Origin of the sequence: Bacillus sp. Xin1 (assembly GCF_013314535.1) — a bacterium.
GTDB lineage: Bacteria > Bacillota > Bacilli > Bacillales > Bacillaceae_G > Bacillus_A.
In genome coordinates this window covers 100732-117116 of the sequence record NZ_JABUAE010000009.1, presented here as the reverse complement: position 1 = coordinate 117116, position 16385 = coordinate 100732, and the positions used below count along the sequence as shown (strand labels likewise).

The 16385-nt window shown below is 35.9% G+C and carries 14 protein-coding genes and 4 tRNA genes; 17 read left to right on the top strand and 1 reads right to left on the bottom strand.

All coding sequences use genetic code 11. The features are described from left to right. The first annotated feature begins 183 nt into the window (after positions 1-183). The 17 genes from HRG09_RS11410 to HRG09_RS11330 all read left to right on the top strand — a co-directional run bounded on the left by HRG09_RS11410 (position 184) and on the right by HRG09_RS11330 (position 15058). The gene (locus HRG09_RS11410) at positions 184-2157 is read left to right on the top strand and encodes a DHH family phosphoesterase (RefSeq protein WP_174100921.1); all 1974 of its coding nucleotides are present in this window, start codon (positions 184-186) and stop codon (positions 2155-2157) included. Next, positions 2154-2600: a 50S ribosomal protein L9 gene (rplI, locus tag HRG09_RS11405; RefSeq protein WP_174100920.1), complete on the top strand. Its 447-nt coding sequence runs from the start codon at positions 2154-2156 to the stop codon at positions 2598-2600. The genes HRG09_RS11410 and rplI overlap by 4 nt, the downstream gene beginning before the upstream one ends. Positions 2601-2627: 27 nt before the next feature. Beyond that, the gene (dnaB, locus tag HRG09_RS11400) at positions 2628-3989 is read left to right on the top strand and encodes a replicative DNA helicase (protein ID WP_174100919.1); all 1362 of its coding nucleotides are present in this window, start codon (positions 2628-2630) and stop codon (positions 3987-3989) included. Positions 3990-4204: 215 nt separating this feature from the next. After that, entirely contained in the window at positions 4205-5494 is a 1290-nt protein-coding gene (locus HRG09_RS11395; protein WP_174100918.1) for an adenylosuccinate synthase, read from the top strand. 153 nt (positions 5495-5647) lie between these two features. Further along, positions 5648-5723, top strand: a tRNA-Lys gene (locus HRG09_RS11390). Positions 5724-5736: 13 nt separating this feature from the next. Continuing rightward, positions 5737-5808: transfer RNA gene (locus tag HRG09_RS11385), tRNA-Glu, on the top strand. 20 nt (positions 5809-5828) lie between these two features. After that, positions 5829-5904 (top strand) — tRNA-Asp (locus HRG09_RS11380). Positions 5905-5946: 42 nt separating this feature from the next. Further along, a tRNA-Phe gene (locus tag HRG09_RS11375) sits at positions 5947-6019 on the top strand. A gap of 283 nt (positions 6020-6302) precedes the next feature. After that, positions 6303-7010 (top strand): cell wall metabolism DNA-binding response regulator WalR, encoded by a 708-nt coding sequence (gene walR / locus HRG09_RS11370; protein ID WP_002174499.1) that lies wholly within the window; start codon positions 6303-6305, stop codon positions 7008-7010. Between the two features lie 3 nt (positions 7011-7013). Further along, complete coding sequence (gene walK / locus HRG09_RS11365; protein WP_174100917.1) at positions 7014-8855, top strand: cell wall metabolism sensor histidine kinase WalK; 1842 nt, start codon at positions 7014-7016, stop codon at positions 8853-8855. Beyond that, entirely contained in the window at positions 8852-10198 is a 1347-nt protein-coding gene (locus HRG09_RS11360) for a YycH family regulatory protein (protein WP_174100916.1), read from the top strand. The genes walK and HRG09_RS11360 overlap by 4 nt, the downstream gene beginning before the upstream one ends. Continuing rightward, entirely contained in the window at positions 10179-11000 is an 822-nt protein-coding gene (locus tag HRG09_RS11355) for a two-component system regulatory protein YycI (protein WP_174100915.1), read from the top strand. The genes HRG09_RS11360 and HRG09_RS11355 overlap by 20 nt, the downstream gene beginning before the upstream one ends. 6 nt (positions 11001-11006) lie before the next feature. Continuing rightward, positions 11007-11801: an MBL fold metallo-hydrolase gene (locus tag HRG09_RS11350; protein ID WP_174100914.1), complete on the top strand. Its 795-nt coding sequence runs from the start codon at positions 11007-11009 to the stop codon at positions 11799-11801. 63 nt (positions 11802-11864) lie between these two features. Then, positions 11865-13049: a S1C family serine protease gene (locus HRG09_RS11345; protein WP_174100913.1), complete on the top strand. Its 1185-nt coding sequence runs from the start codon at positions 11865-11867 to the stop codon at positions 13047-13049. Positions 13050-13105: 56 nt separating this feature from the next. Next, the gene (locus HRG09_RS11340) at positions 13106-13291 is read left to right on the top strand and encodes a CxxH/CxxC protein (protein ID WP_174100912.1); all 186 of its coding nucleotides are present in this window, start codon (positions 13106-13108) and stop codon (positions 13289-13291) included. Between the two features lie 59 nt (positions 13292-13350). Next, positions 13351-13830: a 23S rRNA (pseudouridine(1915)-N(3))-methyltransferase RlmH gene (gene rlmH / locus HRG09_RS11335; RefSeq protein ID WP_174100911.1), complete on the top strand. Its 480-nt coding sequence runs from the start codon at positions 13351-13353 to the stop codon at positions 13828-13830. Between the two features lie 349 nt (positions 13831-14179). After that, positions 14180-15058, top strand: a complete 879-nt coding sequence (locus tag HRG09_RS11330) for a radical SAM/SPASM domain-containing protein (protein ID WP_174100910.1) — start codon at positions 14180-14182, stop codon at positions 15056-15058. Positions 15059-15139: 81 nt separating this feature from the next. Here the strand turns inward: HRG09_RS11330 and guaC are convergent, their stop codons facing one another. Then, positions 15140-16123, bottom strand: coding sequence for a GMP reductase (gene guaC, locus HRG09_RS11325; protein ID WP_174100909.1), 984 nt, complete (start codon positions 16121-16123; stop codon positions 15140-15142). Between the last annotated feature and the right edge of the window lie 262 nt (positions 16124-16385).

The following is a 16385-nucleotide window of genomic DNA, read 5'->3' as shown; positions in this document are numbered from 1 at the left end:
TTGGATTCTCTCTCCTATCTGAAAAATAAGGCTTTTCGATTTGTATTTATATAAAGTTTATTATGTGACGCAAGCTTTTTAGTGGAAGTTTAACTTTGGGGTGTTTAATCTGTTCGACTAAACATAAATAGGAATGGAATGATTTCCTATTTATGTTAGTTTTATTTTATAGGAGTTGGATACATGCCTGAATTTTATAAGAGACAGAGGTTTTTATATCCTGTTTATGTATTGGCTTTTTTCATGTTTGTGCTTATTGCCATTCTTGGTTACTTTTACTGGATAATGGGAATGGTCGCTTTTTTTATTTTTTGTATTGTACTCTTTTTGGTGATTCGGTCTGAGCTAGCTTTTCAGAGGAATTTTGAAAAGTATACAACGGATATGATTACAAGGGTAAAAAAAGTCAGTAATGAGGCATTTAATCAAATGCCAATTGGTATTTTGTTATACAATAAGGACTATGGAATTGATTGGGCAAATCCTTACTTTTCTTCTTGTTTGGGGCAACATTCCTTAGCGGGTTGGCATTTGTATGACATGTCAGAAACCTTACTCCTTTTTATTAAAGGAGAAACAGCTGATGATATTGTATCTTTAAATAATCGTAAGTTTCGTGTGTTTGTAAGGAAAGAGGAAAAGTTAATTTACTTTTTTGATGTAACAGAGCAAACAGAAATTGAAAAAATGTATGAGGATCAGCGTACAGTTCTCGCGATTATTTATTTGGACAATTATGATGAAGTTACACAAGGATTGGATGATCAATTACGTACGAACATCACGAGCTTGGTGACATCACGTTTAAATGAGTGGGCCCTCAAATATGGTGCATATTTAAAACGAGCTTCATCAGAGCGTTTTTTCATTGTGTTAAACGAAAGTATTTTGGCGCAAATGGAGAAGGGAAAGTTTGATATTTTAGATCAAGTACGTGAAGAAACATCAAAACGAAATATTCCACTTACACTAAGCGTTGGTGTAGGATCGGGAGACTTATCTTTATCAGAGCTTGGTGCAATGGCTCAATCGGGTTTAGATCTTGCTTTAGGACGAGGTGGAGACCAAGTTGCGATTAAACAAGCAACAGGAAAAGTGAAGTTTTATGGCGGTAAAACAAATCCGGTTGAAAAACGTACGCGTGTACGTGCAAGGGTTATCTCACATGCATTAAAAGATTTAGTATTGGAGAGCAGTAATGTAATTATCATGGGCCATAGGGCTCCTGATATGGATGCAATCGGAGCAGCCATTGGCATTTTAAAAGTAGCACAGTTAAACGAACGTGAAGGGTACATTGTATTAGACGAGAATGATTCTGATAAGGGTATTAAACGTTTGATGGATAAAGTGAAACAAAATGAGGAATTATGGTCTCATTTTATTACGCCGCAGCAGGCCATGGAATTTGCAACTGATGATTCATTGCTTGTTGTTGTTGATACTCATAAACCTTCCATGGTGATGGAGGAAAAACTTTTGCATAAGATAGAAAATGTGGTTGTAATTGACCATCATCGACGTGGTGAAGAATTTATTGAGGATCCTCTTCTTGTATACATGGAGCCATATGCATCTTCGACAGCTGAGCTTGTAACAGAGCTCCTTGAATATCAGCCGAAACGTTTAAAAATGACAATGCTAGAAGCGACAGCATTACTGGCTGGTATTATAGTAGATACAAAAAGCTTTACTTTTCGGACAGGTGCTCGTACATTTGATGCAGCTTCTTACTTACGTTCACATGGAGCGGATACAGTTCTTGTACAAGAATTACTGAAAGAAGATATGGCGCAGTATTTACGAGTTGCAAAAACGATTCAAAATGCTTACATTTATAAAAATGGAATTGCGATTGCCAAAGTAGCTGGTGATGAGTATTATGATCAAGTATTAATTGCGCAATCAGCTGATACGTTGTTGACGATGACAGGTGTAATTGCATCTTTTGTTATCGCAAAACGTGGGGAAAACTTTATCGGAATTAGTGGGCGTTCTTTAGGAGAAGTGAACGTACAGCTAATTATGGAAAACCTAGGGGGCGGTGGACATTTAACAAATGCCGCTACACAGATGAAAAATATAACGGTTGATGAAGCGGAAGATAAACTTCAATTTGTTATTGATGACTATTTACAGGGAGGCACACAATCATGAAAGTAATCTTTCTAAAAGACGTAAAAGGTAAAGGGAAAAAAGGAGAAGTAAAAAATGTACCGGACGGTTACGCAAATAACTTCTTATTAAAACAAGGGTTAGCTGCTGAAGCAAATAACAGTAGTATGAAGACGTTAGAAGCACAAAAGCGCAAAGAAGAAAAAGACGCAGCAGCTGAACTTGAAAATGCCAAAAAACTAAAAGAAACATTAGAAAAATTAACAGTAGAGCTAAAAGCAAAATCTGGTGAAGGCGGTCGTTTATTCGGCTCTATTACAAGCAAACAAATTGTAGATGCAATGCAAAAAGCTCATAATATTAAGCTTGATAAACGTAAATTTGAAATGGACGATGCAATTCGTGCATTAGGATATACAAACGTAATTGTAAAATTACATCCTCAAGTAACAGCAACAGTAAAAGTTCATGTTAGTGAGCAATAAAAATAAGTTAGGCAAGGAGGATTGCGTATGAGTGATGTATTTGCTGATCGTACACCTCCGCATAATATAGAGGCCGAACAAGCAGTTCTAGGGGCGATTTTCCTTGATCAAGATGCGCTAACTTCGGCTTCAGAACTGCTGCTACCTGAATCTTTTTATCGGACAGCACACCAAAAGATTTTTGGGGTTATGCTTGAACTATCTGATAAAGGAGAACCAATTGATTTAGTTACCGCAACAGCAGCACTTGCTGACCAAGGGTTGTTAGAAGAAGTTGGTGGTGTTTCCTATTTAGCTGAATTAGCGGAGGCTGTTCCAACAGCTGCTAACGTAGAGTATTATGCACGTATTATTGCGGAAAAAGCACTTTTGCGTCGTTTGATTCGAACGGCAACTCACATTGTATCAGATGGTTATGAACGCGAAGATGATGTAGAAGGCTTGCTAAATGAAGCGGAGAAAAAAATATTAGAAGTATCACATCAAACAAATGCAAAAGCATTCCAGAATATTAAGGATGTTCTTGTAGATGCTTATGATAAAATTGAACTTTTGCATAATCAAAAAGGTGAAGTTACAGGGATACCGACTGGATTTACTGAATTAGATAAGATGACAGCGGGATTTCAGCGTAACGATTTAATCATTGTGGCAGCCCGTCCTTCGGTGGGAAAAACGGCATTTTCACTGAATATCGCGCAGAATGTGGCGACTAAAACAGATGAAAATGTCGCGATTTTTAGTTTAGAGATGGGGGCTGATCAGCTTGTTATGCGTATGCTTTGTGCGGAAGGAAATATTGATGCGCAAAGGCTTCGTACGGGCTCATTAACTTCAGATGATTGGGCAAAGTTGACAATGGCAATGGGAAGTCTTTCAAATGCTGGAATATATATTGACGATACGCCGGGAATTCGTGTTAGTGAAATTCGTGCGAAATGCCGTAGATTAAAGCAAGAACAGGGACTTGGCATGATTTTAATCGATTACTTACAGCTTATTCAAGGTAGTGGGAAATCTGGTGAAAACCGTCAGCAGGAAGTGTCTGAAATTTCCCGTACATTAAAAGGAATTGCGCGTGAGCTACAGGTTCCTGTTATTGCCTTATCTCAGCTCTCTCGTGGTGTTGAATCTCGTCAAGATAAACGTCCGATGATGTCTGACATTCGTGAATCGGGAAGTATTGAGCAGGACGCCGATATTGTGGCGTTCTTGTATCGTGAAGATTACTATGATCGTGAAACAGAAAATAAAAACACGATTGAAATTATTATTGCAAAGCAACGTAATGGTCCGGTAGGTTCTGTAGAACTCGCATTCGTGAAGGAATTTAACAAATTCGTAAACTTAGAGCGACGTTTTGAAGATGGACATGCGCCGCCGGCATAGTAGGAGTATAAAAAAGAAACACATTTCTTATAATAAGATGTGTTTCTTTTTTTATAAATAAAAGATAGGGCTTTCATGGTGTGAATAAAGAATTCTTACGAACGAAACAGATAAAACATAAAAAAATGTTCGTTTTTAAATTGACTTCTCTTTTCATTTTGGTACAATTATATTGTTTGAAAAGTTCGTTTGAAAATTGCGGAGGTGCTTGAATAATGTCTTCAGTAGTAGTTGTAGGAACACAATGGGGCGACGAAGGAAAAGGTAAAATTACTGACTTTCTTTCTGAGCATGCGGAAGTAGTTGCAAGATATCAAGGTGGAAACAACGCAGGACATACAATTGTTTTCGGCGGTGTTAAGTATAAATTACACTTAATTCCATCTGGTATTTTCTATAAAGAAAAAATTTGTGTTATCGGAAACGGTATGGTAGTAGATCCAAAAGCATTACTTATAGAGTTAAAATACTTACATGATCGTGGTGTAAGCACTGATAACTTACGTATTAGTAACCGTGCTCACGTTATTTTACCTTATCATTTAAAACAAGATGAGTTAGAAGAAGAGAGTAAAGGTGATAATAAAATCGGTACAACGAAAAAAGGTATCGGTCCTGCATATATGGATAAAGCTGCTCGTATTGGTATTCGTATGGCTGATTTATTAGATCGTGAAGCATTTAAAGAAAAGCTTGAGCGCAGTTTAGCAGAAAAGAATCGTTTATTTGAAAAAATGTACGATACAGAAGGTTTCAGTGTAGAAGAAATTTTCGAAGAGTACTTTGAGTATGGACAACAAATCGCACAATATGTATGCGATACATCTGTCGTATTAAATGATGCATTAGATGAAGGTCGTCGTGTATTATTTGAAGGTGCACAAGGTGTTATGCTAGATATCGACCAAGGTACGTATCCATTTGTTACGTCTTCTAATCCAGTTGCTGGTGGCGTAACAATCGGTTCTGGTGTTGGTCCTTCAAAAGTTAATCGTGTAGTAGGTGTATGTAAAGCATATACAAGCCGTGTTGGTGACGGACCATTCCCTACTGAACTTCATGATGAAATTGGTCATCAAATTCGTGAAGTCGGTCGTGAATATGGTACAACAACTGGTCGTCCACGCCGCGTAGGTTGGTTTGACAGCGTTGTTGTTAGACACGCACGCCGCGTAAGTGGTTTAACAGATCTATCTTTAAACTCTATCGACGTATTAACAGGTATTCCAACTGTGAAAATCTGTATCGCTTATAAATATAATGGAGAAGTTCTGGATGAAGTGCCAGCAAACTTAAACATTTTAGCGAAATGTGAGCCTGTATATGAAGAGCTTCCAGGTTGGACAGAAGATATTACTGGTGTAAAATCATTAGATGAGCTTCCTGAAAATGCAAGACATTATGTAGAGCGTGTGTCTCAATTAACAGGTATCCAATTATCTATGTTCTCTGTTGGTCCAGATCGTAATCAAACAAACATCGTTCGTAACGTATACGGTGGTTAATTGATATAGAATTGGTTTATGTAAGAAAAAACTCATGTGAACATGAGTTTTTTCTTATCTTTTATAAAAAAATATAAAAAAGGTATTGTAAAAATAAAAGCTATTATGATATGATAACTCTTGTCGTCACGAAAATATGACGTTGGTGAGTATGAGCCATTAGCTCAGTTGGTAGAGCATCTGACTTTTAATCAGAGGGTCGAAGGTTCGAGTCCTTCATGGCTCACCATTTTATTTTTCGTGGCCCGTTGGTCAAGTGGTTAAGACACCGCCCTTTCACGGCGGTAACACGGGTTCGAATCCCGTACGGGTCATGTCTTTATATATGTTTTGTGGTCCCGTGGTGTAGTGGTTAACATGCCTGCCTGTCACGCAGGAGATCGCCGGTTCGACCCCGGTCGGGACCGCCACTTTTGTTTATACCACCATTAGTGGTTTTATATATATGTTTTGGCTCGGTAGCTCAGTCGGTAGAGCAGAGGACTGAAAATCCTCGTGTCGGCGGTTCGATTCCGTCCCGAGCCACTCTCAGGATATTAAGTGGGCCCACTTAATATCCTTTTTATTTGTTCAATTTTACAAATGAGAGTAGTTATTTTACAATAGAATGAGGAGCCTCTAGCAGTTGAAGCTAGGGGTTTTTCTGTAGATGGTACATGTTCCATTTATATGTGGATCATACGTGATTCTATGAGAATAGAGGAGAAAATACTCAAACAAAGGATACGATTATTTGGTTATATACCATACAAATAGTTGTGAATGTTTGAGAATGATTGACCATATTTTTATTAGGAGGAAACAAACAATGATGGGAAAGAAAATCTTAGTCGTTGATGATGAAAAACCGATTGCAGATATTTTAAAATTTAATTTAGAAAAAGAAGGCTTTGAAATTGTAATGGCACATGATGGAGATGAAGCCATTGAAAAGGCAAATGAAGAACAACCAGATATGGTTTTATTAGATATTATGTTACCAGGAAAAGATGGATTAGAAGTTTGTCGTGAAATACGAAAAAGCTCTGAAATGCCGATTATTATGCTAACTGCAAAAGACTCTGAAATCGATAAAGTATTAGGGCTTGAGCTTGGTGCAGACGATTATGTAACAAAACCGTTTAGTACACGTGAATTATTGGCACGTGTGAAAGCAAACTTACGCCGCCATCAACAAGGCGGAGCAGCTGAAAAAGAAGAAAACACAGAAATGGTTATTGGACCAATCGTTATTAATCCAAATGCGTACAGTGTAACGAAAAGAGAAGAAAGCATTGAACTTACTCATCGTGAATTTGAATTGCTTCACTACTTGGCGAAACATTTAGGACAAGTTATGACACGTGAGCATTTATTACAGACGGTTTGGGGTTACGATTATTTTGGGGATGTACGTACAGTAGATGTGACAGTACGTCGTTTGCGTGAAAAAATTGAAGATAACCCAAGTCATCCAACTTTAATTGTAACAAGACGTGGAGTAGGGTATTACTTGCGTGACCCAGAGCAGGAATAGTATATGAAGAAAGTTGGTTTTTTTCAATCGATTCATTTGAAGTTTGTGCTCATATACATGCTATTAATTTTGATAGCGATGCAGGTTATTGGTGTATATTTTGTTCGGGAACTTGAGAAGAGTCTCGTACAAAGTTTTAAAGATTCATTAACGCAGCAAACAAATTTACTGTCTTATAACTTGAAACAAGAGTTTGCAAAAGAGCGTGAAAAAAATGATGTACCTTTAGATGAGGCACTTAAAACATCAATTACTGATTTTGCTTTAGACCGGAAAAAGGATATTCAAGAAGTACGTGTTATTGACAAGGATAGGCGTTTATTAGCCATATCTAATCCATCTCCATCTAAACAAGGCATGGTAGGGAAAACAGTAACAGACATATCAGTCCAAAGGGCCCTTGTCCAAAAAAAAGCTGAAGGAAAAATTGAGAAGGATGGAACTACTGGACATCGCGTTCAAGTTATGGCAACCCCAATTGAAAATGATAAGGGGAACATAATAGGTGTCATTCACATCGTTGCTTCTATGGAAGATGTTTATAAGCAGATGAAGGATATCAATCAAATTTTTGCAACCGGGACAGTGATTGCTTTATTAGTAACGGCAGTTTTAGGAATTTTATTAGCTCAAACAATTACAAGACCAATTTCAGATATGCGAAGACAAGCAATTGAAATGGCAAAGGGAAATTACTCTCGTAAAGTAAAAGTCCATAGTCACGATGAGATCGGTCAATTGGCATTAGCGTTTAATAATTTATCAAAAAAATTACAACAAGCACGTTCTTCGACTGAAAGTGAAAGACGTAAGCTTTCGTCTGTTTTATCTCATATGACAGATGGAGTAATCGCTACTGATCGAAAAGGAGATATTATTTTATTAAATGACCCTGCAGAAAAGATGTTAAACGTTTCACGTGAAACGGCATTAGATCAGTCTGTTTTAGAAGTGTTGGGCATTCAAGAGGAGTTTACACTTGATCATCTCTATGAAGAACCAGATTCTGTGTTATTAGATTTTAGTACGCGAAATGAACCGTATATTCTGCGAGCTAGTTTTTCCGTTATTCAAAAGGAAACAGGTAAAGCAAATGGTTTAATCGCTGTATTATATGATGTGACAGAACAAGAGCGTATTGATCGTGAGCGCCGTGAGTTTGTGGCGAACGTGTCACATGAACTACGGACACCGTTAACAACGATGCGTAGCTATTTAGAGGCACTTAGTGATGGTGCATGGCAAGACCCAAATATTGCACCGCAATTTTTAACAGTTACACAAGAAGAAACGGAAAGAATGATTCGACTTGTAAATGCATTGTTACAATTATCTAAATTAGATAGTACAGAACATCGTTTAATGAAGGAATGGGTAGACTTTACAGATTTCTTTAATAATGTTATCGATCGTTTTGAAATGTCAAAAGAACAAAATGTAATCTTTAAACGTTCATTCTCTAAGAAGTCTCGATTCATTGATATGGATGCTGATAAAATTACACAAGTTTTATATAACATTATTTCGAATGCTTTAAAATATTCTCCTGAAGGTGGAACAGTAACATATCGCTTGCGTGATCGAGAAGATATGTTAGAAATTAGTGTGAGTGACCAGGGAATGGGTATCCCAAAAGAAAATGTAGAGAAGATTTTTGAACGTTTCTATCGTGTAGATAAAGCGCGTTCAAGGCAGATGGGTGGAACGGGCTTAGGTTTAGCTATTGCTAAAGAAATGATTGTGGCACATGGTGGATCGATTTGGGCAAAAAGTGAAGAAGGAAAAGGAACAACGATTTATTTCACTCTTCCAATGGCGAAGGAAGAAGAGGACGATTGGGAATGAATATGGAGAACTTTAAAACCATTGTTCTGATTAATCTAGTTGTCATTAGTCTGTTCCTTACTTTTAATTTATGGACGTACGTACCAGATTCTAATTCAATGCAAAGCACAAAATTTGTCCAAGGGAATGCAGAAGCACTAAAAAAAGATTTTTCAAATGTAATTGTCCCATCTTCTATGATTGTTCATAAGGATAAGAAGCATTTTGTAAATGAAAAGAGAGACAATATTAACTTGTTATATAGAGTTCTTGAAAAAGGTGAGTTTCATGATTTTAAGGATATCACGAGCTCTATCTCTAAAAGTGATTTCCTCTCTTATGTACATGGAGAAGGGAAGATTGAGATTGTCTTTCCGACCGAGGTTCCGTTTGATGCGATTAGGGGCGTATTAACAATTAAAGATAAGAAGTTAGATATGTATAATTTTGATCGTATTGTTATTGACCCTTCTAAAAGTCGGGATCAAAATATTGATGTGAATTTTGTTTCTTATAACCATCGTAAATTGTATAGAATGACATTAACAGGTGTAAATCTAAGTGACATTGTAAATGCACAAAATCAATTTTTAGCTTTAGCAAGACCTTATTTTGCTTATGACATAAATGATACAAAAAGAATATTTTTACCGGATGGTTCAACAGAAATGCAGGATTTTTTATATTTTACACGGGATTTGCCTGTAGAATCATTTAAAAATGTCCTATTTAGTGACCCGCGTTATGTGACTCCTATTTCTAATGAATTAGAAGAAACTTATACGGATGGTATTCGTCTTATGCAAATCAATAAGCAGAACCGAATGTTAAAGTATACAAATTCATCCGTGGTTAGCGGTGCACGTATGTATGGAAACATCCTTATGCAAAGAAGTTTCGAATTTGTTAATAGTCATAGCGGCTTAACAGATGCATATAGATTTGATTATCTAAATTCCAAAGGGAAAACAAAGTTCCGTTTATATGAAGAAGATTTACCAGTATTTAATAGCGAAGGCATGACTGCATTAACACAAGTATGGGGAGCAGAAGAATTAATTAGCTATAAGCGTCCATTATTTAATTTGGAGATTAATAAATATGAGGATAAAAAGACCGTACTTCCGGCTGGATGGACTGTTATAGAATCATTACAAAAAAAGTCGAATCTAGATAAAAAGTTAATTCAAGATATAGGAATTGGTTATAAATTAGTACCAGAAAATGGACCAAATGGACCAAATGGGCAGGTTGCAACTGGAAGCTTAAAGCCGATTTGGTATGTGGTTTACGGTGAAGATCATCAAGTACTTGAGTGGAGTGAAGAGAAGGAGGGAGAGCTAATTGGACTGGAATCGGATTAAGACAATATTTATTGTTACCTTTTTTATTTTAGACCTCTTCCTCGTGTTTCAATTCATTCAAAAGCAAGATAGTAACCAATTAGAGTTAATGGCAGAAACAAAGGTAGATCAACAGTTAAAAGATGATAAAATTACAGTTGGTGATTTACCAAAAGAACCAAAGAAAGATTCCTTTATTACAGCAAAAAATAAGGTATTTAAAGAAGAGGATATCCGTGCCTTAAAAAACCAAACAGTTAGTTTACAAGATGGAAACACAATTGTAAGTAAATTAAAGGAACCATTACTAAATGCAAAGACACTGTCTAAAGATAAATATAGTGATTTCTTGAAAAATTATGTGCTAGATGGTCAGAAATATGAGTTTGGTAAGGCAGAAGCAACAAAAATTTATTTTTTTCAAAAGTATAAAGATAAACCTATCTTTTATAATGATCATGGGATGATTGTTGTGGATGTAAATGAAAAAGGTGAATTTGTTTCATATACCCAAACAATGTTAACTGATTTAAAAGAGATGGGTGAGAATGAGAAAGCAAAAGAACAAGAGATTATTACAGCTCAAACAGCTTTAGAAAATTTATTCTTTAAGATTGAAATAAAACAAAATACGCATTTTAAAGAAGCACAGATTGGATATGCAACTCTTGTTACATCTACTGCTTCTAATATACAAGTGCTTGCTCCAACATGGAATTTAAAAACAGATCGGAAAGTAGATTATTTTGTAAATGCTATTGAGGGACAAGTTATTGAGTTAGGGAAAGAAAAGGAAAATGAAAAAGAAAAAATAATGGAGTGAGCAGAAATGAGTTTGCATTTTAGTGTACTTGCAAGTGGCAGTACAGGAAATGCGCTATATGTAGGAACTGATAAACAGAAATTGCTCGTTGATGCAGGCTTGAGCGGGAAAGCGACAGAAGCTTTATTTCGGCAAGCTGAATTGGATATTCAAGATATATCAGGCATTCTTGTAACTCATGAGCATAGTGATCATATTAAAGGTCTTGGTGTGTTAGCACGTAAATATCAGTTACCTGTGTATGCAAATGAAAAAACGTGGAATGCTATGGAACATTTAATTGGTAATATTCCAACGGACCAAAAATTTGTTTTCTCCATTGGTGATGTGAAAACATTTGGAGATATTGAAGTGGAATCGTTTGGCGTTTCTCATGATGCGGCAGAACCGATGTTTTATGCATTTCATCATAATGATAGGAAATTAGCCCTTATTACAGATACAGGGTATGTGAGCGACCGCATGAAAGGTATCATTAAAGGCGCAAATGCCTTTGTATTTGAAAGTAATCATGATGTTGAAATGCTTCGTATGGGACGCTATCCATGGAGTATAAAACGACGTATTTTAAGCGATGTAGGTCACGTTTCTAATGAAGATGCTGCACTTGCAATGACTGATGTTATCACAGATGAGACGAAACATATTTATTTAGCGCATTTGAGTTTAGATAATAATATGAAAGAACTAGCACGTATGTCTGTTGCGCAGGTGCTAGAAGAGAAAGGTTTTGCAGTTGGGGAAGCATTTGATATACATGATACGGATCCAAAGGCACCAACGAAAATTCAATACGTATAATTCTTGGTTTTAGTAAACAATAAAGGAGAATATAGTTGTTTTCGGGAGGATTGGTGAACAAGTATGTCCTTTATTGATGAAGAAGAATTTCGTATGAAACGAACTGGTAAAAAGAAGCACAAAGGTATCGTTATTTCTAGTATAGCAGGAACAATTGTTGGGGCTTCATTGTTTGCATTTGGAGCCCCTTTATTTTCTGATTCTGGTTCACAAACAATGAAGCAAGCGGAAGCAAGCGAAGGTACACCATCGCAAACAAATACAATGCGAGTAGGACATTCGGGATTTGTAGATGCTGTTGATCGTGCTTCTGAGGCTGTTGTTGGAATTATTAACATACAACGTGATAATTTTTCAGAAGCAGATGCGGAAGCAGGGACAGGATCAGGTGTGATTTATAAGAAAACAAATGGTCATGCTCATATCGTAACAAATCATCATGTTGTCGCAGGGGCAAATCGTATTGAGGTGAGCCTAAGCGACGGTAGAAAAGTACCTGGTAAAGTATTAGGTAGTGATGTAGTTACAGATTTAGCGGTTTTAGAAATAGATGCGAAACATGTAAAGAAAGTCATTGAGATAGGAGATTCGAATACAGTTCGTCGTGGGGAAGCGGTAATTGCAATTGGAAACCCACTTGGATTACAATTCTCAGGAACTGTTACGCAAGGGATTATTTCTGCAAATGAGAGAATTGTTCCTGTAGACTTAGATCAGGATGGGCACTATGACTGGCAAGTTGAAGTATTGCAAACAGATGCAGCTATTAACCCAGGAAATAGTGGCGGTGCACTGGTAAATGCGGCAGGACAATTAATTGGAATCAATTCAATGAAAATTGCAGCGAAAGAAGTAGAGGGAATTGGACTTGCTATTCCAGTTACAAGAGCAGTTCCTGTTATGAATGAGCTTGAAAAGCATGGAAAAGTAAGACGACCGTATGTTGGGGTTGAACTTAGATCTTTAAATGAAATTCCGAATTATTATTGGTCTGAAACGTTGCATTTACCAGGTAGTGTAGCAGCGGGTGTTTGTATTTTAGATGTGAAAAGCCCATCTCCTGGTGCAAATGCAGGACTTCGGGAACATGATGTAATTGTGGCTGTTGACGGAAAGCAAATAAACGATATTATCGGATTCCGAACGGTATTATATAATAAAAAAATTGACGATAAAATGACTCTGACATTTTATCGTGGTACAAAACGAGCAACAACAACGGTGAAATTAGGTAGTCAAAATTATTAAGAAAACAGGAGGATAGTCCTCCTGTTTTCTATTGTGGAATAGTGAGGTGAAAAAATATGAAGTTACCTTGTTGTTTAGAACATGTAGAATTAGCATTAGATATCATTGTGGATGAGTGTGAAGTGGCACCAGTTATCAACAATGTGGATAACTCAAAAAAAGAAGAAAAAACATGTGAATTTTGTCAAAACAAGGCGACATATGTTGTATCGAACACAGATTCTCACACAATATGTGGGTAGTTATTGTGGATATGTGGATAAGTTTTGTGGATAACGTGTTTGTAAGGTGGGGAATACGTGTGAATATCTCGATTATTTCGATTGGAAAATTAAAAGAAAAATATTTAAAACAAGGTATTGCAGAATACTTAAAACGACTTTCTGCGTACGCAAAAGTAGAAGTGATTGAATTACCGGATGAAAAGGCGCCGGAAAATTTAAGTGAAGCAGAAATGTTAATTGTAAAAGAAAAGGAAGGTATACGCATACTAGATAAAATTTCAGATGATACGCATGTGATTGCATTAGCAATTGAAGGAAAACAAAAATCATCAGAAGAATTTTCAGCAAATCTTGATCGTCTTGCTACATATGGAAAAAGTAAAATAGCATTTGTTATTGGGGGATCACTAGGGCTTAGTTCGGAAGTGATGAAGCGCTCTAACGAATCACTTTCATTCTCAAAAATGACATTACCGCATCAGTTGATGAGATTGGTGCTTTTAGAACAAGTATATCGGGCGTTTCGGATTAATCGTGGTGAACCGTATCACAAGTAAAAGGAACTACCTGTTAGGTGTGGTGTAACGATGAGGATAATTTGATATATGGAAAATATTTTGCATTAAAGTTTTTACAACATTGTAGTTATCCATTAGATCATTACTATTACGCAGGCCATTGGAAAAAATCCCCGATGGTCTTTTTAATGCTTCGTAATAATTGAACAAATAATTGTTTAGGTTGTAGTGGAATAAGTACAATACAATTATGTTCTTCTAAACAGAGAAAATGGTAAAATTAGTTTCCTAGAATAAGTATGTTTCTATTTATAAAAAATTGTGCTGTAATATTGATAGAACAATTTTTCATCTTGTTCTAAGCAGTTAAAGAAGTGGGGAATTGAGGTTGAAAAAGTTTAAGAAATTTTATTTAGAGATTACGAGTGTATGTAATCTTGCATGTAGCTTTTGTCCGCCAACAGAACGACAGAAGCAATTTCTTTCTGTGGAGGATTTTTCTAAGAGATTAGACCAAATTAAACCTCATACAGACTACATTTATTTACATGTAAAAGGTGAGCCGTTGCTCCATCCTAAAATAGACCAATTGCTAGACTTAAGTCATGAAAAAGGGTTTAAAGTTAATATTACAACCAATGGAACGTTAATTAATAAAAAGAGGCATAAATTATTAAATAAACCTGCACTAAGACAGATGAATTTCTCGCTTCATAGTTTTGACGGTCATCCAGGATCTGAAGATAAAGAAGGGTATGTAAGAAGCATCCTTTCCTTTATTAGAGAAGCAACAAGTCAATCAGAATTAATTGTTTCATTGAGGCTATGGAATCTTACACAAGACAATAAGACGAATCTGGAAATACAAAGAAACAGACAGTTATTAGAAATTATTGAGAAAGAATTTGATTTACCATATAAAATTGAAGAGAAGATTTCACCAGGAAGTGGTGTGAAGCTTGCGGATCGCATCTTCATTAACCAAGATTACGAATTCCAATGGCCGGCCTTGCATGAAGAAGAGGACGATGGAAGGGGCTTCTGTCATGGTCTTCGAAATCAAGCAGGAATTTTAGCAAACGGAACTGTTATTCCTTGTTGTTTAGATGGTGAGGGAATTATTAACCTTGGAAATATTAATGAGGCCTCATTCTCTGAGATTATTGAAAGAGATAGAGCCAAAAATATTGTAGATGGATTCTCACGTAGGGTAGCAGTAGAAGAACTATGTAGAAAATGTGGATACCGTAAGAGATTTGGAAAATAGATCGAATAAGAAAAAAATGAGCAAGTACGAAATAAAGTACTTTGCTCATTTTTTATATGATAATCAATATTTATTACATTTTTAATATACTTTATCACCATTAAAGATTGAGTTTTTCACGACAACATAATCCACAGTACGAATTGCATCTAATTTCGTTCCACCAGCATAAGAAATAGAAGATTGAAGATCTTGCTCCATTTCAATCAATGTGTCTTCTAAAGATCCTTTATGTTCGACAAACATTTTTTTGCCTTCTACGTTTTTCTTTTCGCCTTTTTGGAATTCTGAAGCTGAACCAAAGTATTCTTTGTAAAGCTTTCCATCTTTTTTAATTGTTTCGCCTGGAGATTCTTCATGACCAGCAAATAATGAACCGATCATAACCATAGTCGCACCAAATTTAATGGATTTTGCTACATCACCATGAGTACGAATACCACCGTCAGCAATAATTGGTTTGCTTGCAGCTTTTGCACACCAGCGAAGTGCAGCTAATTGCCAGCCGCCAGTTCCGAAGCCTGTTTTAATTTTCGTAATGCATACTTTACCAGGCCCGATTCCTACTTTTGTTGCATCAGCACCAGCATTTTCTAATTCTCTTACTGCTTCTGGAGTTCCAACATTTCCTGCAATAACAAAGCTTTCAGGTAAATGTTGTTTAATATGTTGAATCATTTTTATTACCGCATTGGAATGACCATGTGCGATATCTATCGTAATATATTCAGGACAAAGCTGCTCAGCAGCTAATTGTTGTACAAACTCATATTCTTCTTCTTTAACGCCAACACTAATGGATGCGATTAATCCACGTGAGTGCATATCTCTAATGAAAGAGATACGTTTTTCTGGCTCAAAACGATGCATGATATAGAAATATTTATTTTCAGCTAAATATACAGCAATCTTTTCATCTATAATTGTTTGCATATTTGCAGGTACGACAGGTAATTTAAATGTATGTTTTCCTAAAGTGACACTTGTATCACACTCTGAACGGCTATTTACTATACATTTTGCAGGAATTAATTGAATATCTTCATAGTCGAATACTTTTTCCACGAATTACACCCCTAAATACGAATATTTTATTTTAAAGATAGAAAAATGTTCGTCCGAATGATAATGTACATCATTTTTTTTATTAAGTCAAAGGTTTTAATGTTTATTTATTAAATATAGGGGTGAAATTTAAAAATATCGTAATTAATACCGAATTAAATTACTATATTGTTTTTATATTGTTCGTTTTTTAAAAAACTATATTATAAAAAACAATTGGTAATACCGAAAAAATATTTCAAAATATAATAATGGAATAACA

Excerpts from the sequence above, each read along its gene's own strand:
- HRG09_RS11395 (WP_174100918.1), top strand. The coding sequence starts at position 4,205 with ATGTCTTCAGTAGTAGTTGTAGGAACACAATGGGGCGACGAAGGAAAA.
- dnaB (WP_174100919.1), top strand. The coding sequence starts at position 2,628 with ATGAGTGATGTATTTGCTGATCGTACACCTCCGCATAATATAGAGGCC.
- rplI (WP_174100920.1), top strand. The coding sequence starts at position 2,154 with ATGAAAGTAATCTTTCTAAAAGACGTAAAAGGTAAAGGGAAAAAAGGA.
- HRG09_RS11340 (WP_174100912.1), top strand. The coding sequence starts at position 13,106 with ATGAAGTTACCTTGTTGTTTAGAACATGTAGAATTAGCATTAGATATC.
- walR (WP_002174499.1), top strand. The coding sequence starts at position 6,303 with ATGATGGGAAAGAAAATCTTAGTCGTTGATGATGAAAAACCGATTGCA.
- HRG09_RS11350 (WP_174100914.1), top strand. The coding sequence starts at position 11,007 with ATGAGTTTGCATTTTAGTGTACTTGCAAGTGGCAGTACAGGAAATGCG.
- HRG09_RS11345 (WP_174100913.1), top strand. The coding sequence starts at position 11,865 with ATGTCCTTTATTGATGAAGAAGAATTTCGTATGAAACGAACTGGTAAA.
- HRG09_RS11410 (WP_174100921.1), top strand. The coding sequence starts at position 184 with ATGCCTGAATTTTATAAGAGACAGAGGTTTTTATATCCTGTTTATGTA.
- HRG09_RS11360 (WP_174100916.1), top strand. The coding sequence starts at position 8,852 with ATGAATATGGAGAACTTTAAAACCATTGTTCTGATTAATCTAGTTGTC.
- walK (WP_174100917.1), top strand. The coding sequence starts at position 7,014 with ATGAAGAAAGTTGGTTTTTTTCAATCGATTCATTTGAAGTTTGTGCTC.